General features: G+C 61.4%; 19 protein-coding genes and 2 pseudogenes. 18 read left to right on the plus strand and 3 right to left on the minus strand.

Features of this window, described 5'->3' with window-relative positions; translation table 11 throughout:
* Positions 1-30 precede the first annotated feature (30 nt).
* The 4 genes from QM467_RS18310 to QM467_RS18325 are packed head-to-tail and all read left to right on the plus strand — an operon-like array spanning position 31 to position 4,475.
* Positions 31-738 carry an ABC transporter ATP-binding protein gene (locus QM467_RS18310; RefSeq protein WP_283367778.1) on the plus strand — a complete coding sequence of 236 codons (708 nt, stop codon included), beginning with the start codon at positions 31-33 and terminating at the stop codon, positions 736-738.
* A complete protein-coding gene (locus QM467_RS18315; RefSeq protein WP_283367779.1) occupies positions 735-3,086 on the plus strand; it encodes an ABC transporter permease in 2,352 nt (783 codons plus the stop codon). Before QM467_RS18310 ends, QM467_RS18315 begins: the two co-directional genes overlap by 4 nt.
* A gap of 10 nt (positions 3,087-3,096) precedes the next feature.
* Positions 3,097-4,281, plus strand: a complete 1,185-nt coding sequence (locus tag QM467_RS18320; RefSeq protein ID WP_283367780.1) for an efflux RND transporter periplasmic adaptor subunit — start codon at positions 3,097-3,099, stop codon at positions 4,279-4,281.
* Positions 4,278-4,475, plus strand: a complete 198-nt coding sequence (locus QM467_RS18325; protein WP_283367781.1) for a hypothetical protein — start codon at positions 4,278-4,280, stop codon at positions 4,473-4,475. Before QM467_RS18320 ends, QM467_RS18325 begins: the two co-directional genes overlap by 4 nt.
* 516 nt (positions 4,476-4,991) lie before the next feature.
* Here the strand turns inward: QM467_RS18325 and QM467_RS19850 are convergent.
* Positions 4,992-5,213: pseudogene (locus tag QM467_RS19850) on the minus strand (recombinase family protein); the annotation flags it as partial.
* Between the two features lie 251 nt (positions 5,214-5,464).
* On the opposite strand from QM467_RS19850, the gene QM467_RS18335 reads away from it, so the two are divergent.
* On the plus strand, positions 5,465-6,109 hold the full coding sequence (locus QM467_RS18335) for a LysE family translocator (protein WP_283367782.1): 645 nt from the start codon (positions 5,465-5,467) through the stop codon (positions 6,107-6,109).
* Here the strand turns inward: QM467_RS18335 and QM467_RS18340 are convergent.
* Complete coding sequence (locus tag QM467_RS18340) at positions 6,106-6,999, minus strand: LysR family transcriptional regulator (RefSeq protein ID WP_283367783.1); 894 nt, start codon at positions 6,997-6,999, stop codon at positions 6,106-6,108. The genes QM467_RS18335 and QM467_RS18340 overlap by 4 nt on opposite strands.
* Positions 7,000-7,145: 146 nt before the next feature.
* On the opposite strand from QM467_RS18340, the gene QM467_RS18345 reads away from it, so the two are divergent.
* The 8 genes from QM467_RS18345 to QM467_RS18380 all read left to right on the plus strand — a co-directional run bounded on the left by QM467_RS18345 (position 7,146) and on the right by QM467_RS18380 (position 12,185).
* Complete coding sequence (locus tag QM467_RS18345) at positions 7,146-8,066, plus strand: AEC family transporter (RefSeq protein ID WP_283367784.1); 921 nt, start codon at positions 7,146-7,148, stop codon at positions 8,064-8,066.
* Between the two features lie 12 nt (positions 8,067-8,078).
* On the plus strand, positions 8,079-8,375 hold the full coding sequence (locus QM467_RS18350) for a monooxygenase (protein ID WP_283367785.1): 297 nt from the start codon (positions 8,079-8,081) through the stop codon (positions 8,373-8,375).
* A 32-nt stretch (positions 8,376-8,407) separates the two neighbouring features.
* On the plus strand, positions 8,408-8,917 hold the full coding sequence (locus QM467_RS18355; RefSeq protein ID WP_283367786.1) for a PaaI family thioesterase: 510 nt from the start codon (positions 8,408-8,410) through the stop codon (positions 8,915-8,917).
* Positions 8,914-9,489, plus strand: coding sequence for a peroxidase-related enzyme (locus tag QM467_RS18360; RefSeq protein WP_283367787.1), 576 nt, complete (start codon positions 8,914-8,916; stop codon positions 9,487-9,489). Before QM467_RS18355 ends, QM467_RS18360 begins: the two co-directional genes overlap by 4 nt.
* A gap of 273 nt (positions 9,490-9,762) precedes the next feature.
* Positions 9,763-9,951 carry a hypothetical protein gene (locus QM467_RS18365; protein ID WP_283367788.1) on the plus strand — a complete coding sequence of 63 codons (189 nt, stop codon included), beginning with the start codon at positions 9,763-9,765 and terminating at the stop codon, positions 9,949-9,951.
* Between the two features lie 214 nt (positions 9,952-10,165).
* Positions 10,166-11,041, plus strand: a complete 876-nt coding sequence (locus tag QM467_RS18370) for a hypothetical protein (protein ID WP_283367789.1) — start codon at positions 10,166-10,168, stop codon at positions 11,039-11,041.
* A 6-nt stretch (positions 11,042-11,047) separates the two neighbouring features.
* Entirely contained in the window at positions 11,048-11,719 is a 672-nt protein-coding gene (locus tag QM467_RS18375) for a Pr6Pr family membrane protein (protein WP_283367790.1), read from the plus strand.
* 214 nt (positions 11,720-11,933) lie between these two features.
* Positions 11,934-12,185, plus strand: a complete 252-nt coding sequence (locus QM467_RS18380; protein ID WP_446737802.1) for a bestrophin-like domain — start codon at positions 11,934-11,936, stop codon at positions 12,183-12,185.
* Between the two features lie 470 nt (positions 12,186-12,655).
* On the opposite strand, the gene QM467_RS18385 is transcribed toward QM467_RS18380, so the two are convergent.
* Positions 12,656-14,521 (minus strand): FMN-binding glutamate synthase family protein, encoded by a 1,866-nt coding sequence (locus QM467_RS18385; RefSeq protein WP_283367796.1) that lies wholly within the window; start codon positions 14,519-14,521, stop codon positions 12,656-12,658.
* On the opposite strand from QM467_RS18385, the gene QM467_RS18390 reads away from it, so the two are divergent.
* The 5 genes and pseudogenes from QM467_RS18390 to QM467_RS18410 all read left to right on the plus strand — a co-directional run.
* On the plus strand, positions 14,520-16,592 hold the full coding sequence (locus QM467_RS18390; protein WP_283367792.1) for a di-heme-cytochrome C peroxidase: 2,073 nt from the start codon (positions 14,520-14,522) through the stop codon (positions 16,590-16,592). The genes QM467_RS18385 and QM467_RS18390 overlap by 2 nt on opposite strands.
* A 16-nt stretch (positions 16,593-16,608) precedes the next feature.
* Entirely contained in the window at positions 16,609-17,712 is a 1,104-nt protein-coding gene (locus tag QM467_RS18395; RefSeq protein WP_283367793.1) for a catalase, read from the plus strand.
* Between the two features lie 541 nt (positions 17,713-18,253).
* Complete coding sequence (locus QM467_RS18400) at positions 18,254-18,757, plus strand: cytochrome c oxidase subunit 3 (RefSeq protein ID WP_283367794.1); 504 nt, start codon at positions 18,254-18,256, stop codon at positions 18,755-18,757.
* Positions 18,758-18,761: 4 nt separating this feature from the next.
* On the plus strand, positions 18,762-19,154 hold the full coding sequence (locus QM467_RS18405; RefSeq protein ID WP_283367795.1) for a hypothetical protein: 393 nt from the start codon (positions 18,762-18,764) through the stop codon (positions 19,152-19,154).
* A 67-nt stretch (positions 19,155-19,221) separates the two neighbouring features.
* Positions 19,222-19,314, plus strand: a pseudogene (locus QM467_RS18410) (c-type cytochrome); the annotation flags it as partial.

Genomic DNA, 19,314 nt, shown 5'->3' on the forward strand with positions numbered 1-19,314 from the left:
TGATTCAAGGCGCCAAGAGGCCCGCTTGCCATGCCGCCAATCGTATTTTCCTCGCGGAATCTAAACAAAACCTATCGCGTCGGCAGCGTCAACGTCGCCGCGCTGCAGGGGCTCGACCTTGATATTTTCGAAGGTGAGTTCATCGTCATACTTGGGCCTTCCGGCAGCGGCAAATCGACGCTCCTGAACATTCTAGGAGGCTTGGACAGCGCGTCGTCCGGCGACGCGGCGTGGCGCGACCATAATCTCGTCGAAGCGTCCGACGAAGAGCTGACGCGCTATCGGCGCGAGCATGTCGGCTTTGTCTTCCAGTTCTACAACCTCATCCCCAGCCTGACGGCCCGAGAAAATGTCGAGCTTGTCACCGAAATCTCCGAGCAGCCGATGCGGCCCGAGGATGCGCTCGCCAAGGTTGGCCTTTCCGCGCGCCTCGACCATTTCCCCTCCCAATTGTCCGGTGGCGAGCAGCAGAGGGTGGCGATCGCCCGCGCCATAGCCAAGCGTCCCGATGTGCTGCTTTGCGACGAGCCGACCGGAGCCCTCGATTGCCGCACTGGCGTTGGAGTCCTGTCCGCGCTCGACGAGGTCAACCGCAGCTTTGGCACGACCACGGTCGTGATCACGCACAACGCAGCCATCGGCGCGATGGCCGACCGCGTCATGTATATGGCCGATGGCAGGATCGCCCGGATCGAAAGCCATTCCGAGCGGGCTCGTCCGGAGGACATCCGCTGGTGACGGCGCTCGACCGAAAGCTCCTGCGCGACTGGCGGCGATTAGCCGGACAGGCGATCACGATCGCGCTCGTGCTGGCCTCGGGCGTCGCGGTTTTCATTTCCTCGCTGAGCGCTTACCAATCGCTGGTGACGTCGCAGCGGAATTATTATCGCGAAAGCCGCTTCGCCGACGCCTTCGCAAGCCTGAAGCGGGCGCCGCTTTCGGTGGCCGCGCGCATCGCCGAAATTCCCGGCGTGATCCAGGTCGAGCCGCGGCTGGTCCAGGACGTGACGATCGGCGTCGAAGGCGCCTCGCTGCCGGTTTCCGGGCGCATGATCGCGCTCGCCGCCGGCGACGAACCGCAGATCAATCGCCTGCACATCGTCAGCGGGCGCGGCCTTGACCCTGCTATTCCCGCGGAGACCCTCGTCACCCAGGCTTTCGCCGAAGCCAACCGGCTGGGGCCCGGCGACCGCGTCTCCGCGCTCCTGAACGGCCGCAGGCAGAGTTTCCGCATCGTCGGAACGGTCCTGTCCCCGGAATATGTGTTTTCGACCGGGCCGGGCGAGCCTCTGCCCGACGACAAGCGGTTCGGCGTGTTCTACGTCTCCCGCGAGGTCCTGGCACACGCCTTCGCCATGGAAGGAGTCTTCAACGACGTCGTGTTGCTCGTCGCGCCAGGCGCCAATATGCCGGCGATCCTCGCGTCTCTGGACGCATTGCTCGATCGCTGGGGCGGCATGCTCGCCCACGACCGCAGCCTGCAATTGTCCCACCGCTTCCTGCAGGACGAGTTGCGCCAGCAGGGAACCATGGCGGCGACGATTCCCCCGATCTTCCTGCTGATTTCGGCCTTCCTGCTCCATGTCGTGATGGGGCGCCTCGTCGCGACGCAGCGCGAGCAGATCGCCGCGTTGAAGGCGCTCGGATACGACCATGAGATCACGCTGCATTTCGCTAAATTCGCGGCGCTAATCGTGCTTCCGGGCGTGGCTCTCGGCGTCGCCGCGGGCGTCGCCCTCGGCCACGTCATGCTTTTCAGCTACCGGCCCTTTTTCCGGTTTCCGGAGCTCGACTACGATCTGGCGGCCTGGGCCCCGATCGCCGCGACCGCGATCGCGCTGTTCGCCGGCCTCGGCGGCGCGACAGGAGCCGTTCGCTCCGTCGCCCGGCTGCGGCCGGCGGAGGCGATGAGGCCCGCCACGCCGCCGGCTTATACCGCGCGCTTCTCCGCAATCCTTTCCCAGGCGCCGTCCCGCTGGAAAATCGCGGCGCGGGGAGCCGGCGATCATCCGCTTCGAACCGGCGTGACATTGCTCGGCCTGGTCGTCGCGGCGCCGCTCGTCCTGATGGGCCTGTTCTGGACGGATGCGCTCGATTATGTCGTCGACGTGCAATTCGCCGCCTCGGAGCGCGCGGACGCCGTGGTTCAGTTCGTCGAGCCGCTGCCGGCGCGGGTTGTGCAGGAGGTCCGGCGGATGCCTGGCGTGCTGCTCGTTGAGCCGCTGCGGATCGCGCCGGTCCGCCTACGATCCGGCCATCTCGAATACCAGACTTCGCTGACGGGTTCGTCGGATCGGTTGCAGCTTCGCCGCCTGCTCGACGACGCGCTGGATGTCGTCGTCGCGCCGAAGGATGGCTTGCTCCTGTCAAGACGGCTGGCTGAGCGCCTGCGCCTGAGGACCGGCGACCCGGTCGAACTGGACATTCTCGACGGCCACCGCAATCGGGCCGTGGTTCCGCTCGCAGGCGTCGTGAACGACCTAATCGGCCTGTCCGCCTATATGGATCGGGAGAGCCTGAACCGCCTCCTGCAGGAAGATCAGACCGTCAGTGCGGTCGCGGTCCGTCTTGACGCCTCGAAGGCGGACGCGTTCTACGCGGCGGCCAAACAGACGCCGAAAATATCGACTGTCAGCCTGAAAGAGCGGTCCATTCGCAACTTCCGCGACTCGACCGGCGCGGTGGTGCTGCTTCTGGCGGGAATTTACACCGCCTTTTCGATTACGATCGCCATCGGCGTCGTCTACAATAATCTGCGGATCGGTTTTCAGGAGAGGGCGCTGGAACTTGCGATGCTGCGCATTCTCGGCTTCACGCCTTATGAAACGGCACGGATCTTCTTTTCCGAAATCGTCGCCGAAGTCTGCCTCGCCATCCCCCTCGGCCTCGTCGCGGGATATTTCCTCGTCCGGCTGCTGGTTCTAGCCTTTCAAACCGAAACTTTCGAAATTCCCGCCGCCATCGCGCCGCGCTCCTATTTCTGGGCCGCGTCGCTGGTGGCAGGAGCGGCTTTCGCGAGCGCGGCGGTCATGGGACGCAAGCTGTGGCGGATGGACCTCGTGTCGGTGCTGAAAGGGCGGGAATGAGATGAAGCGGTTGAAATGGGCAGCCCTCGCTCTTGCCGGCGCCGTCGCCGCGGCGTCTGTCATTTTCATGCGTCCGCCGACCCGCGTCGAGGCGGCGACGGTGGCGCGCGGCCTGTTCATCCAGACCGTGCTCAACGAGGGCAAGACGCGGGTGAGGGATCGTTATCTGGTGACGGCGCCGGTCGCGGGGATCGTGGCGCGGACAGGGCTCGAAGTCGGCGATCCCGTCGATCCCTCCACGGTGATCGCGGTCATTGCCCCCGGCTTGGCGCCGCTCGAAGATCCGCGCGCGCGCCAGGAGCTTGAAGAGCGCCTCGGCGCCGCCGAAGCGGGACGCCGTCGCGCCGTCGCTGTGCTGGAAAGCGCGCGCGCCCGGCGAACTCAGGCGCAGGCCGATCTGGAGCGCACCGCCGCGCTGGAGACGAAAGGCGTCGTTACCGCGACCCGCCGGGAACGCGACGAACTGGCCAGCACGCTCGCCGAAAGGGAACTGGCCAGCGCGGAATTCGGCGCCCACATGGCTGAGCACGAGGAGGCTCTGGCGCGGGCCGCCCTGGACGTCGTCGGCAGGAAGGAAACGGAAGCCCGCCGTGTTGAAATTCGCTCTCCGATCGAAGGCGTAGTCCTGAAAATCGCCCAGGAGAGCGAGGGACCGGTCGCCATCGGGTCGCCAATCATGGTGCTCGGCGACCCGAGACGCCTCGAAATCATCGCCGACGTTCTCACCACGGACGCGGTCCAGATCCAGCCGGGTGCGAACGCCGTCATCGAACGCTGGGGCGGGCCACGCCTGCTGTCGGCGCGCGTCGCCCGGATCGAGCCGGAGGCCTTCACCAAGGTCTCGGCGCTCGGCGTCGATGAACAGCGGGTCAATGTCGTGCTCGACTTCGCCTCGCCGCCCGAGGAATGGCGCCGGCTCGGCGACGCCTTCCGGATCGAGGCCCGCATCGAAATCGCCAGAATTCCAGACGCCACCATCGTGCCCCTCGGCGCCCTTTTCAGGCAGCAGGCCGATTGGCGCGTTTTCGTCATCGAGAACGGCCGCGCTCGCATTCGCGCCGTCACGATCGGCCGTCGCGGCGAAAACGACGCCGCGGTGACGTCCGGACTCGCCCCCGGCGAGCGCGTCGTTCTTTTTCCTCCCCCCTCCCTTCGCGATGGCGACAGGGTCACAGCCGGAGATCGGGAACCGTGATCGAGACGCCCCCGGCGAACGCCAGCAGGATTTCCTCGTTTCTGCGTCCCGACGAGGTGGTGCGCGTCCTTGACGGTCGTCTCGGCCGGGTGCATGCGCGCCAGCGGCTGGGAATCGAAGACGACCACGAGATGCAGGCGTTCGGCCTCGCTGCCTTGCGCCTTGTGGATCGAAACAGCGTAGGCAAGTTCTAAGTTTTCCTCGACCTTTTCGCTGCGAGGATATTTCCCGTCATGCGGAACGTCCTTGCTGTACCCAACGGTTATGTTCGGCTTGCGGGAGAACCGCACGACAAACCGCTTCAGTCGCGGGCTGTTGCCCGTCCGTAACGTGTTCCAGATTTTGCTGTCGAAGCCAAAAGCGCCGACGACACCAATCTCGCCGTTCGTGGAATGAGCCTCCAGGGCGTCCACCTCCGCGTTGACGATCTCGGTCGAAAGTCCCGCCGAGCAACCGCGGCGTCGAAAGCGGTCTTCACCCGAAAAAAGACGTCGATTACGATGGCATGCCGCTACGGAGTTGGATCCAAGATCCTGTAAACCGCAGCCCCGGCTGCACCTCATCGCCTTTGCGATCGCCGTCGGACCAAGACCGCCGCGATGCAGCTCCAACACCTTGCCATGATCCAAAGTGATCGACCGCCCCTTATAGACACCCCTTGCTTTGGCGGCCTCGATCCCGACATGCTGACGCTCCTTGCTAAACGTCAGCTCCATCTCGGCAACCATGCCGAGCACGGTAAGCACCATCTTCCCCAGCGGGCCGCCCGTATCGATGGCGGGCTCCAACACGCGCAATGATGCGCCCTTCTGCTCAAGTTCGTGAACGAGGTTGAGAACGTCGCGCGTCGACCGTCCCAGGCGGTCCAGCTTGACGACGCAAAGGGCGTCGCCGGGACGGATGAAGGCGAGAAGCCGAACGAACTCCTGCACGCCGTGGCGATGCTGTGTGTCCCGGCCACTTGCGGAGAGACGTCCGATCCGCAACGGATGGTGGGGCTGCTCATGGACGGATTGCGCTATGGTGCGAGACGAGCGGAAGATGCGCGCCGCCCATGACCCAATGCAGACGAGTTGGGTCCGATAAGTGGCTTGCCGTCGTCGCCCTCGAACGAACCTCCTCGCGCAAACCGACGCCGCGCGCCCCGAGTGGATGCGTCATCGATGACCGGATGTGAAGTGATATGCTGAGCGCAAACATCTCACCATTGCTCGCCTTCATCGCCGCCGCCTGCGTCTTGACCATTACGCCCGGCGTGGATACGGCGATGGTGCTCAGGAGCTCGGCCTCTAACGGGCCGATCGCCGGTGTGGCGGCAAGTGCGGGCATCTGTGCCGGCCTGCTCGTTTGGGGCGCGGCAGCGGCGCTTGGTCTTACAGCGATTTTGGCTGCTTCCCCCGTTGCGTTCACAGCGCTCAAGGGGGCTGGCGCAGTTTATCTCCTGTGCTTGGGCGCCAAGCTGATTGCAAAGCCTCGCTCCGCGCTCGATGTTGCTGATTCCGCCGGCAGAACGCGCGGTCAAACCGGCGTCGGCGACGCGCTGCGGCGGGGATTCCTGACCAACATGCTCAACCCGAAGGTCGGAATCTTTTACGCGACATTCCTTCCACAATTTGTTCCGCCCGAAGCGAACAGCGCGGGATTCTCTTTGCTTCTCGCGGGCATCCACGTGCTGCTGACGTCGCTGTGGTTTTCCATGCTGATCGCCCTGACCGTCCCGCTCGCCGGAATTATTAGAAAGCCTCTTGTTGTCAAATTATTAGACCAGCTGACTGGATGCATTTTCGTGGCGTTTGGCGTCAGGCTGGCCGTTGCGCATCGAGGTTAGTTCGGCAACGCGTCTGCTGTGTCTGTCACCGTCTCCAAGACCGCATTGGCTAGCGCCGAACAGAAACGGCTGCTTGCCCGTTCCTGGCGTTCGATAAGGACGATTTTCCTTTGCAGTTGAGGCTCGCCGAATGGAAGGCGTGTCAGGTTAAGGCTGCCCAGGTCTTGTCGAGATAGCGGCGCCACCGCGACACCAAGTCCCTTTTCAACCATGCGTACTATCACGGCCAGGCTGTCGAGAACCATCTCTTCACGCACGGTCCAGCCGAGCCGATCCAGTTCACGCGCAATCATGCGGCCTGCCCAGGCGCGCGAGTCGAACCGGATGAACGGCATATTCGCAAGCAGGTCTTGGGGCAAACCGCCTTCGTGGCCAGGCGGAGCGATCAGCCAAAAGCTCTCTTCATAGAGCGGCGCCCAGACCAGCCCATCCGGATGTGGCTTCACGGGCCCGGTCACGATGGCGGCGTCGAGGTCGCCCGTCGCGACGCGGCTCGCGAGTTCGGACGACATGCCCGCCGCCACATGCACGCGCAGACGTGGATGGGCCCGGTAAAGCCGGATCAGCGCGTCGGGCATCGGTCCGGATAGCGCGGTCTGAATGACCCCAAGCCGCAGACGTCCTGCGAGCGCGCGTTCGTCGCTGAGGGCGTCCGGAATCCGATCGTAGAGCGCCAGAACCTCTTCGGCCCGCGCGAGCACGATGCGCCCCGCCTCGGTCAAAGTCGGAACGCGACGCGCGCGGTCGAAGAGCTGAACGCCGAATTCGGCTTCGAGCGCCTTTACTTGCAGACTGACAGCCGATTGCGTCAGGCCGATCGCCGTTCCCGCCCGCGCAAATGAGCCATTGCGGGCGATGGCTTGGAGCGTTCGCAGCGCGCGAAGAGACATCTAATCCTGACCTGTCTGATAAGAAAACCTCATTGAAGCCAAAAGAATAATGAATTTTTCATCATGAGCAAACGGCGTTAGTCTCATCACATTCGCCTGGCCGACACCACGGCGAACCCCTGACAGTGATTTGGAAAGGTTATGCTATGCTGGGCGCGGTGTTGATGGCCTTGGCGCCGATCGCCCTTCTCATTGGGCTCGGCTCATGGCTGCGCCGCCACGGCCTCCTTGCCGAAACGTTTTGGCCTCAGGCGGAGCGGCTTGGATATTATGTTCTTTTGCCGTCGCTCTTTTTCGATGGCCTCGCCACAGCGCAACTTGGCGGCGCGCCGATCCGCGATCTGGCGGCGACCCTGATCGTGTCGACGTTGGCCGTTGCGGCGCTGATCGTCGTCTGTCGGCCGCTGATGCCCCTCAGTGGTCCCGCCTTCACATCGGTGTTCCAGGGCGGCGTCCGCTTCAATAACTATGTCGGCGTCACACTGGCTGCCGGCTTGTTTGGAGCGCAAGGGGTCGCGCTCGCGGCGGTCTGCAACGCCGCCATTGTGCCGACGGTGAACGTGCTCTGTGTCCTCGTCTTCGCCCGCCACGGCGAGACGCAGCTCGAAGCGCGCGCCATCCTCAGGCAAATTTTGATCAATCCGTTGGTAGTCGCGTGCTCCGGAGGCATTGCGCTGCAAACGCTCGGATTGCGGCTTCCGGCCGCCCTGGAGCCGGCGCTGAAAGCGCTTGGCGCGGCATCCTTGCCGCTCGGCCTCATGTGTGTCGGCGCGGCGCTCGATTTTTCTGCGACGCGGCGATGGATGGGCCCGGTCGTGTTGTCCTCGGCGGCGAAATTCATGGCGATGCCCATAGCCACGATCGCGACAGCCAACGCGCTGGGCCTGCATGGACCCGCCTTTACGACGGCGTTGTTGTTCCAGGCGCTGCCGACGGCGTCTTCCGCTTATATCCTGGCGCGGCAACTCGGCGGCGACGCGCCGCTGATGGCGGGCATAACCGCGAGCCAGACCGTGATTGGCTTCACGGCGCTTCCGGCGGTTCTCGCCGCGGCGCTTCCGGCATGAAGGAGGAAACCGATGATCTTGACCCACGTGAAATTTGCTTTGGCCAAGTCAATGACCTTGGACGAGGCGAAGGCCATTTTCGAGCGCACCGCGCCAAAATACAGGGGCCGTGAGGGCCTTCTGCGCAAAACCTATCTCTTGTCCGAAGATGGGCTGACCGCTGGCGCGGTCTATTTCTGGAAAGATCGGGCTTCCGCGGAGCGCGTCTTTACGGATGAATGGCGCAAGATGGTGACCGAGGTCTATGGCGTGAGCCCGCAAATTTCCTTTTATCACGCGCCTGTGACGGTCGAGAACGCCCCCGCGTGACGCCCGGCCAGCCCAACAAGGAGACAAGAAGCATGAAAGCGATCCAGGATTACTATCCGCCGGAATTCGCGCATTGCTTCGGCTGCGGACCGGCGAACGCGCATGGCCTGCGCCTCAAGAGCTATATCGAGGGAGACGAAACAATCGCCCGCTGCGTTCCGCCGGCTTATTGCACGGGCGGATTTCCTGGCCATGTCTATGGCGGCATGATCGCTTCGCTGCTCGATTGCCACGGCGCAGCCTCGGCCGCCGCTTTCGCGTATCGAGATCGCGGCCGAACCATGGGCGACGCCGGTCCGGCAATCCGCTTTGTGACTGCCTCGCTGAAAATCGATTTCAAGCGTCCGACGCCCCTCGGCGAACTGGTCGTCAAGGGGCGCCTGGTCGCAATCGCAGGGCGCAAAGCGACCATTGCCCTTGACTTGCTGGCCGGCGCCGATCTCTGCGCCTCGGGCGAGATGATTGCTGTGGAATATCGCCCAAAAATCGAGTGTGCCAGCAACGAAGGGATTCGCGCCGCAGGAAAGGAAGCGACGTCATGAGCATCGCTACGCCCGCACTCAGTCGCTTTCCAGTTCCTTCGCTCTCCGACATGCCGGATGACATTCGTGAACGCATTCTGGCGGTTCAGGAAAAATCCGGGTTCATTCCGAACGTGTTTCTCGTTCTATCTCACCGACCCGAAGAGTTCCGCGCTTTCTTCGCCTATCATGATGCGCTGATGGAAAAGCACGGCAATCTCACCAAGGCCGAGCGCGAAATGATCGTGGTCGCCACCAGCAGCCTCAACCAGTGCCAATATTGCGTTGTGGCGCACGGAGCGATTCTTCGCATCAGGGCAAAAAATCCGCTGATTGCAGACCAGGTCGCGACGAACTACCGAAAGGCGGACCTGAGCGACCGTCAAAAGGCCATGATTGATTTCGCCATCAAGGTCTCGACCGAGGCCTTCAGAGTGGACGACACCGATCTCAATTCGCTCAAATCGCACGGCTTCACCGAGGAAGACGCATGGGACATTGCGGCGATCACGGCTTTCTTCGGCCTATCAAATCGCCTTGCCAACGTGACAAGCATGCGACCGAATGATGAATTCTACTCGATGGGCCGTTGATGGCCCTGATTGATATGCGGAGACGCGCAACGGACAATCGATCGGTTCCGCGCGTCTGCTTGAGAACGACCGTTCCCATGTTCGCAACGGGCATTGTTTTTTGGGCGGCAATGACTGCATGGGGTCGACTTCGGCCGGTGGCGCCCAAAGCTCCGTTCGCGCTATGCCGTGAAGCTCAAGGCCGACGGTCCCTGACGGGCGGGTCGCCGCCGTTGCACGATCGGCAACTTCCGGCTCTAAGGCAACTTTCCCGACGAGGTCCGCGACCGTCTCATGTTGACCCATGGCGGTCCTTCGCCATACTTGGTCGGATCGTCAACGAATGGTTTCAAAGCGGAACTTCGCGATATTGTTGCTAAGCCCTCGGTCAATAATCATGCGATGATCCTAAATACGGCACTTGCCGCCGGCAAAATTGAATTGCGCTATAAAGAGACTGTCGCGAAGCGCCTTGCGCCATGAGCGCAAACTCTGCGGCGGCTGTCCCAAATGATCTGCTGCTCCGTCATTTGATGGCCTGAGTCGTCCGCTAGTCTAGTAAAAGTAACCGGAAGAGCCGCTGCGGGCGACGGCGGAAGGGTCTTTTTTGGCGGCGTCGTAGTCAGATTCGAGCGCGGCGAGAAGTTCGCCAACTCTGAACGTCTGCAGCTTCCAAAAGTATTAGCGGGAGATTGCCATGCTGACGCGTAGACACGTGAATTTGCTTCTCGTCGCCAGCGTTGCGGCCTTTCATCAGTCGGAAGCCAGGGCGGAAAATACTGCAGTATTTTCCGCATACGCAATGCGGACGACATGGCATCCGATACCTTCGATCGGCGATTGGCCGTTGGATCACACGGCCGTCGCGGTATCGAACGGTGACGAGTACGGGTGTTTTGGACGCAAGCAATCCGAGGAACCCGGCAATGCGCGCTTGGTCGCACAGGGCAGGGGCGACTTTGCATGGGCGAAGGAAATCGCCGGCAGGGAAGACTTTCACGCGGGCATTGATTACGGGGTGACTGGCATCTGCAATCAATGTGCAAACAGGATTCTGCTTCCTGCCAATATTGATGTCAGAAACGCATTCGGCAACGAGATCGCAACGCCAATTTTCGGCAGCTACGGACTTGGGCAGGACGCTTTGATAAAAAGGGTCGAGGATGCGGCCTTCGCCGTTAATCAGCAGTTCCCGGGCCGCATAATGGACGAGACTGTCCACGAAGTCGTCGCGCGAATTTCGGCCGGGCTGAATGGCGAGTGGGAAATACTCAATGCAGATATGGAACGATTTCTAAAGCCTGCCCTGGGCACGGAGTACGACAAGTTTAAATCAGACATTGAGGATGTTTATCAATCACTGTACTATAAACGAGTTGCGCTATATGACGCGTACTCGAACGGCCGCATTGACAAGCCTCGTTTCATTGCGCGGATGAATCAAGGATTTGCATCTGCGCTGGATGACCTGCATGACGTCATGGGGGACGGCGCCTTCAAGAAGATCGTTCCCGTGCCGCCCGGCGTCGCCGCGGACTATGTTTTTTATAACCTCCCAGGCCAGTACAGGTAAAAAAGAGTGCGCCTTGAAGCATCCCTGCTGAATTCGACTGGGGCGGCCGGCCGCCTTTCGACCTTGCTGGCGGCGCTTCTGGCTCTTGCCGCATTGTTTGGCCTGGCGATCCAGTTCGGCCTTCAGCTCGGCTACACTCCGGGTCCATGGGTCGCGCTTTGGGTGTTGCTGCGATTTTTCACCATCATGGCCAACGCCCTGATCGTCGTCGTCTTCGCCCGCGCGGTCTTTTCGCCGATCTCGCCGATTGTATTGAACGGCGCCATCCTCTTCACCCAGCTCGTCGGCGTCGTCTATCTCACGATGCTGCGCAATCAAGCGCCGGAGACCGGCTGGGACAGCGTCGCCAACGCGCTCCTCCATTATGCGACGCCGCTGTTGGCGCTCCTATACTGGCTTACCTGCGCGCCGCGTGGCGGCCTGAGCTGGCGCGCGCCGCTGCTCTGGACCTCGGTTACGATCGCCTATGCCGCCTATGTGTTCACTCGCGCCGCGGTGGATGGCAAATATCCCTATCCTTTTTACGATGTCCCCCGGCTCGGCTTGGGTCAGGTTCTCGCCAATTGCCTCATCATTGGCGTCGGCTTCACGCTTTCGGGCTTCGCGCTGGTCGCGCTGGACAAGAAGCTCGCTGCGAAGTCCAGGCGGGAGACGCCCGCTCCAAAAGCCCCGTTTTGAGGCCAAGGTCAAAGGCGAGCTTTACGCGCTGTGCCCATTCAGCGATTTGGCATGTCGAACTCCGTGTCGATCGCATTGGCGCCGTCGTTCACCGTCCGACGGTCTTGGCCCCCACGGTCCGGAAACGCCATCCGAGTTTAATCGCAAGATCGAGATGGGGCGCGCTCGGCTTTCGAATGTTACGGCGGGGCCGCCTGCGGTTCTTTGATGGGTGGTGGGAATAGGCGCCGTTTTGAATATTGTTCTGATCTGGATGCAAGACATGGAGATTCATGTTCATCTGATACTCGGAGCCGTGCTGGCGGCTATATTGGGCGCAGTTATTTTTCTAATAGCCGAGCTTGATAATCCTTTTCGCGGTGAGGCAGCTGTCGGTCCGGACTCAATCGAACGGGTTTACCGAACGGTCATGAATCCTGCCGCCACGACGATTCCGTCTGAAGCAGCGATCTCCCAGCCGCGTTAGTCTTTGAAGCGGCGAATGATGCAAAGCGGGCGCGCATATACGGGCCAGATCGTTAGGACACCGTCATGCGCTTGCGGACTCGTTCGATGCCAAGCCGTTGGCGCTCCGATCGTGTGCGACGTATGCTACTGTGACGACTGTCGGGCAGGCGGCAGGCAGATTTAGGGACTGCCTAACGCATCGCGCATTCTCGATACCGATGGCGGGGCGCCCTATCTGAGCTATCGAGACGACAGGTTCAGTTGTACGTCAGGCGAAGACTTCCTGGTTGGCTACAAGATCAGAGACAACGCGCCGACCCAGCGGTTCGTGGCGTCGTGTTGCAACAGCGGTATGTATGTCAAGTTCGCGCCTGGCCATTGGATCTCAGCGTATCGCACCAGTTTTGAAGGCGACCTGCCGCCGATCGAGATGAGGACGCAGACAAAATATCGTCTTGCGGATAACGCGACGCCACGAAACCATAAGCATCATTCTTTTCCTTGTTCGATGATCTTCTTTTCCAAGGATTTGGCCAGGTTGCGCGCCGCAATCGCATTCGAATCCGCGGGGTCGTCGGTCGGATAGAGTTCGCTCAGCGGCCGCGAGACGCCGTCAGGTCCGACGATGCGCACATGGAAGCGCCGGAGCCGCCGTGGATGCGGCACCCCGCAACTGTGAGCGATCACCTCCACGTCATGCCGCATGTTGCGGCAATAATTCGCCACGCGGACCGCCTTGTCAGCGGGGTCGAGGCCTTTCTGCAATCTCTTGTCATGCGTGGTGATGCCGGTCGGACAGGTGTTCTTGTTGCATTTCAACGACTGGATGCAGCCGAGCGCGAACATGAAGCCGCGCGCCGAGTTGACGAAAGTCGCGCCTGCGCAGAGCGCCCACGCTGCTTCAGCGGGCGTCGTCAGCTTGCCAGACGCGATAATCGGGATGCGCTCGGCCAAGTTGTGGTTCTTGATGATGTCGCGCACCAGCGGCAACGATTCCCTTATGGAAAGCCCGACATTGTCCATCAGGGCCATGGGTGCGGCGCCGGTTCCTCCGTCGCCGGAATCCAGTGTGAAAAAATCCGGTACGACGCCTCGTTTGTTGATTCTCACCATCAGGTCGTCGAGCCAGCCATAAGCGCCGACGACGGCCTTCACGCCAACCGGCTTGCCGGTGATGGTCTTGACCCGCTCGATGAAGTCGAGCAATTGCTCGTTGTTGTTGATTTCGGGGTGGCGGTTGGGGCTGATCGAATCCTCGCCGACAGGAATGCCCCTGATCGCCGCGATTTCGGGGGTGACCTTCACGCCGGGCAGGATGCCGCCCTTGCCGGGCTTGGCGCCTTGCGAGAGCTTGACCTCGAACATTTTGACCTGCGGAATCGCCGCAAGCTCCCGTAATTTTTGCTCGTTCAAGCCGCCGTCGTCGTTGCGCACTCCGTACTTGGCCGTTCCGATCTGGAAGACGATGTCAGCGCCGCCTTCGAGATGATGCGGCGAGAGTCCGCCCTCGCCAGTGTTCAGCCAGCAGCCGGCCATTTTGGCGCCCTTGGACAGGGCGCGAACCGCTGGTGCGGAAAGCGCGCCGAAGCTCATGCCCGAAATGTTGAAGAGCGATGGGGCGATGTAGGGATTGGGCGTATCCGGGCCGATGACGAAAGGCGGCGTGGACTCGACATCCTTTTCGAGCGTCGGATAAGGACAGTTCACGAAGATCGGCGTGCCGGCTTCCTTGATATATTTGGTCGAGCCGAAGGCGACCGTTGAGTCGCAGTCTTTGGAGGCTCTTTCGACCCAATTGCGTTCGGCGCGGTTGAAGGGCAGCTCCTCGCGGTCCATGGCGAAAAAATATTGCCGAAAGAATTCGCCCAGGGCGCTGAAAACATACCGCATGTGTCCGATGAGCGGGTAGTTCCGCAAAATAGCGTCACGGCTTTGGATCCGGTCGAACAAAAAGACGCCCAGGGCAAGCAGCGCACAGCAGAAAAACGCGAACACGAACAGCGTCGACAGGAAATCGAGCGTTTTCATCACCGAGGACGCGATAAGAGTCATGGCTGACAACCTCCCTGGCTTAAGCTCGTGACGGCGTTTCGTTCGTTTCGCCGCGATCGTTAAAGCGCCGCCGCCACCGCATGCGATCCTGCCTGCATCCGTGGCGTGAACCCGTCTCGCTCCTCCCCGTTCGTTTGGTCGACGGCGGATGTTACACGACGCGTAAGAGACGGCTTGGAAACCGGGACGATTTTCGATCTCCAAATAGATGTAACTCTCGCGAGGCGTCAGACGTAATTGTGTTCGAGCGCAATTGGCATAAATTTGATTGCGCGGGTCAATCGGGGAGGCTGACGAGGACATGCGCAAAGCGGTTTGGCTGGTTTTCGTTCTCCTCGCCGCCTGCGCATCGGGACTCGTGGGCGTGATCGAATTTCCGGAGCAGGCGCGGCCGCTTCTCCCGCCATCGACCGCCGTTCTCCTGCCGCCGCCTTTACCCGCGCCAAAACGTCCAAAAGTTGTGCGCTGGCTTGACCAGAACTGGTCGGAGGCCGACCGTTTCTGGTCCCATCACGCCAGCCAGGGAACCGCCACGCTTCCTATTCCGTACGATTGGTTCATGGCTCTCGAGCAACCGGGCCTTTCGATTTTTTTCACGCCGGGCCTGCTCAGCGATAGCGACTATCTAGCGCGGATGGGCTTTATTCCCAGCCCGAAAACGCTCAACGCTGGCAAGAAAGAGCTGCAATCCTATGGCTATGGGCAGGCCGGCGTCTCCCGTCCGGTCGCGCCGACGACCAGCTTGCATTGGGCGGAAGCCGATAATCGCGACGGATTGCCGGTCGGCTTCGCGCGCACAAAAGTTCCCGTCGACCCGCGCGACGGGAAGCCATCGCTCGACCGCATCGGCCTGACCTGCGCCGCCTGCCATACCGGACATATCGAGTATAAGGGCGCGAGCCTGAGTTTCGATGGCGGTCCGGCTATGCTCAATCTGAATGCGCTGGAGCGCGCCGTCTCGCTTTCGCTGTTCTACACGCTGAAAGCGCCGGGACGTTTCGAGCGTTTTTGCAATCGCGTGCTGGGGCCGCAGGCTTCCGCCGACGATCGCGAAAAATTGCGCGCGGGACTTGCGAAGATTTTCGACTCCATTGTGGTGGCGACGCGCGCCTCATATGCCTTGAAGGACGCTAAGGGACAGGAAGACACGCCGGAAAATTTCGGGCGGCTCGATGCGCTCAACCGCATCGGAAACCGGCTGTTCTATGAAGACCTAGGCGGACCCGCAGGCGGCGCGACGCTCGCTCCCAATTTCCACGCCACCGACGCGCCGGTGCGCTTTCCCGCTTTGTGGGGAGCGTCATGGTTTGCGCTCGCCGAATATGACTCCTCGATTGAACAGCCGCTGGTGCGCAATGTCGGCGAGGCGCTGGGCGTCGGCGCGCTGATTGATCTCGACGGCGGCCCAGACGGAAAAAAACTGTTCGCCTCCACTGTGGCGCTCGAAAATCTCGTCTGGATCGAGGACCTTCTGCGCGGGGGTGATTTCTTCTCGCCCGAAGCCGGCGGCCTGCGCGCGCCGAAATGGCCAGCGGCGCTCTTTCCCGACGATCCCGCCTGGAAAGTCGATCCCGCGCGCATTGAAAAGGGACGCGTGCTCTATGCCGAGCTTTGCGCCGGCTGCCATCTCGGTCCCGTCGACGATCCTGCCTTCGACAAGGCCTATCCGGACAAGGCGTTGCGACATTCCGACGGCTGGATGAAAAATGGAACGCTAAAGCTGCGGGAGATCCCGGTCGCTGTAGTCGGGACCGATCCGGCGCAGTCGCAGGTGCTCAGGAGCCGCATGATCGAGGCGCCCTCGCGCTTTGGCCTCGATCCGCGCCAAGACCTTGGGGAAGCATGGAATTGCGGCGCAGCGCTTCCTGACGCTTCCGGAACAGCGCTGCCTTTCGGCGTGGCCCTGATGGATGCAGTCGACCATATCGCGCGCAAAAGCATGGACCAGCGCGGTTTGACGGAGGACGAGCGCAAGGCGGTTTTCGGGCCGCGCGGAAACTGCCCCAATCCCGAGCCGATGGCCGTCTATCGCGCGCGGCCGCTCGATGGCGTCTGGGCCCTGGCGCCCTATCTGCACAATGGCTCCGTTCCCTCGCTCTATTGGCTGCTTCGGCCCGCCGATCAAAGACCCAGAAAATTCTGCTTGGGCGCACGCGACTACGATCCACGCCGCGTCGGCTATCCCGCCGATCCCTCATGTGCGCCAGGCGAAACGCTCTTCTTGGAAACCGACGACATGGGCAGGCGCATCAAGGGCAATAGCACCGCCGGGCATTCTTTCGAGGGCGACTCGGCCGGTCGTCCCGGCGTGGTCGGACGGGCGCTCAATGACGACGAACGCAATGCGCTGATCGATTATCTCAAGACGCTTTAAATTCGAGGGAATTTTCATGCGCAAACGCGTGGCGCTGCCCCTGCTTTTCTCCGTTCTCGTCGGAGCGAGTTTTCTCGCCGAGAGGTTTTCCCGGGAAAAACCGTTGCCCGAGGATCAGGCGATCGCAGAGATCGTCGCGCGCGCCCGCGCGCTGCTCACCGCGACCTATCCGGGTTCGGCGAGGGAGCCGGCGCTCCGCGGAGCCCATGCAAAAGCCTCTGGCTGCGTCAAGGCCGTCTTCACCGTCGATTCCGATCTGTCCGACGCCTTGCGTGTTGGAAGCTTTGGTCATCCCGGTGAAAGATACAAAGCGTGGATTCGCTTCTCGAACAGCGCCTTCACGCCGGGGCCGGACAAAAATCCCAATGGACGCGGCATGGCGCTCAAATTGATCGACGCCGATCCTGACCATGCCGTAGACGCGCGGACGAATCCGCCGCACGATCTGCTATTTATCAATTTCCCGGCCTATTTCTTGGCCGACGCCAATGATTTTCTGGCCTTCGTCCGCGCCGGCGGTTTGCAGGGCGACCAGCAACACGCGCTCAGATATTTCTTTCCCGGCTATAATCCCTTCGCGTGGCGACTGCGCGAGGCGGCGATCGTCTATCGCAACGCGACGCGCGAGATCGCGTCCCCCTTGCGGACGGACTACTGGTCGATGACGCCCTATAAATTTGGGCCCGACCACGCCATCAAATATGCGGCGCGGCCGTGCATAGCGAGCACCGGCCCCGCGCCCGCAAAGGACGAGCCAGATTATCTGCGCGACGCGCTGAAAGGCGAGCTGAACAAGGCGCCCGGGTGCATGGAGCTTTTCGCGCAAATGCGGGTCGGCGACATGCCGCTTGACGACGCAAGCCTCGAATGGTCGCAAGAGCTCTCGCCGCTCAGACGGCTCGGCCGCATCGACATGCCCCTGCAGGATATCGCGGCCGAAGGGCGCGACGAGGCATGCGAAAACTTGAGCTTCAATCCTGACAATGCGCCGGCCTTGCTTGCTCCACTCGGTGGGGTCAATCGCGTGCGCATAAGGCTTTATCAAGCGAGCGCCGCCTATCGCCTTGGCCACAATGGCGCGATCGCGACGGACCCCGAGAAAGCCTGGGATCATTTTTGATCCCTGAAAAGATCGCAAGACGAGCAGGCTTTGTCGCTGAACGAACGTGGTCGACCATGACTGCCTGGCCGCGGCATTCACGAAAATCCCGCCAACGACAGCTTTTGGCGCCCAGCCGACCTCGCCAGCGATGAGTGCGGACTTCCGCTCTCCGCCGGTTCGAGACATCGATTGCCAGTCGACGAACGTGGTCCGGCGGCCGAATACTTGAAGAAATAGCCGCAGCGTTTGGACGGATACGATCGCTTCAAAGCGGTCGCAGACGATCTCCATTCGCAGCGGGATCGAATTCACGCGTACTACGTCAAGGTGATAATTGCCCAAATTCAGGGAAGAAGGCGTCTATGAATCTAGGGGCTATTCATTTGTCGCGCGAGTTTGTTCCACAACAAAGTTCCAGCACCCCAGCGGTTGCATTGATCGCTCCGCGTTCAGGGGGCTGAGAATGAGCGAAGCATGTGACGTCCCTGGGCGAGGGAGTGAGGTTCGTCAATATGGTTCAGGCTGGGGGCCATTGTCGCGACTTCCCGGAAACCCTTTGATGTGGGTGCTCATTGCTTCCGAGTTGGCGGTATTCGGCTTGGCGTTGATGGGCTATGCAGGGGCGCGCGCAAAAGACCCAGCGGGTTTTGCCGCGGCCCAGGATCAACTTGACCGCCTGGCGGGAACTGTGAACACCGCGGCCCTGCTGACAAGCGGTCTATTGGCGGCTTTGGCGAATGAAGCGCGGCGAAAGGGACTGCGTCGCCGAGCCCGCTGGTGCCTCTCCGGCGCGGGCGTGCTCGGCATTGTGTTTCTCATCGTCAAAGGGCTCGAATATTCGAGCGAGCTCGCGGCCGGCAATGACATCGATTCAAGCCCGTTCTTTACGCTTTATTTTCTCGTCACGGGATTCCACGCGCTGCATGTCGTCCTGGGTCTGGGGATTATTCTAATTGTAGCGCGTTTCGACACGGTCGAAAACATCGAGACCGGCACAGCCTTCTGGCACATGGTCGATCTTATTTGGATCATGGTGTTCCCCTGCTTCTATCTGTTGAGGTAAATCGATGAGCGCATCCGTCCGTTCTTTGCTCGCATCCTGGGGTGCGCTGATGGCCTTGACCTTAGCCATGGCCTTTGCCGGGGATGTCGTCCACGCCTCGCGTCTTGGTCCATTGTGGATCGTGCTGATAGCCGCGGTTGCCGCCTGGAAATCGCGGATCGTCCTTGGTTCCTATCTTGGATTGAGCGCCGTACCTGCAGCTCGGGCGGGATTCGTCAGCGCGGTGATGGTCATACTTGCAGTTGTCGCCACCTCTTTCCTCATCTTTACGACATCGACGCATGGAGCGTTGTCGAAGCAGGCGATGGCGGCAGAGCTTTCGCAAGGACCCGCGGCGCAATTCCTTCCGTTGCTTGCGACAGGGCAATCAGAGACGCGCAAGCGGGGCGCCAGTTGACTTTGGTTAAGGAGCCCGCGCGAAGGGCCGCCTAGTTTTCAGTAGCAGAATCTGCCGGAGGAAACGAATGAGTGACGTTCTGACCAAATCCACTGCCCGCAACATCTTCTATGGCGGGTCGCTGTTTTTCTTTGTCATCTTCGTCGGGCTGACGGTCCAC

Source organism: Rhodoblastus sp. 17X3 (assembly GCF_030056575.1).
In the GTDB taxonomy this organism is placed as follows: Bacteria; Pseudomonadota; Alphaproteobacteria; order Rhizobiales; family Beijerinckiaceae; genus Rhodoblastus.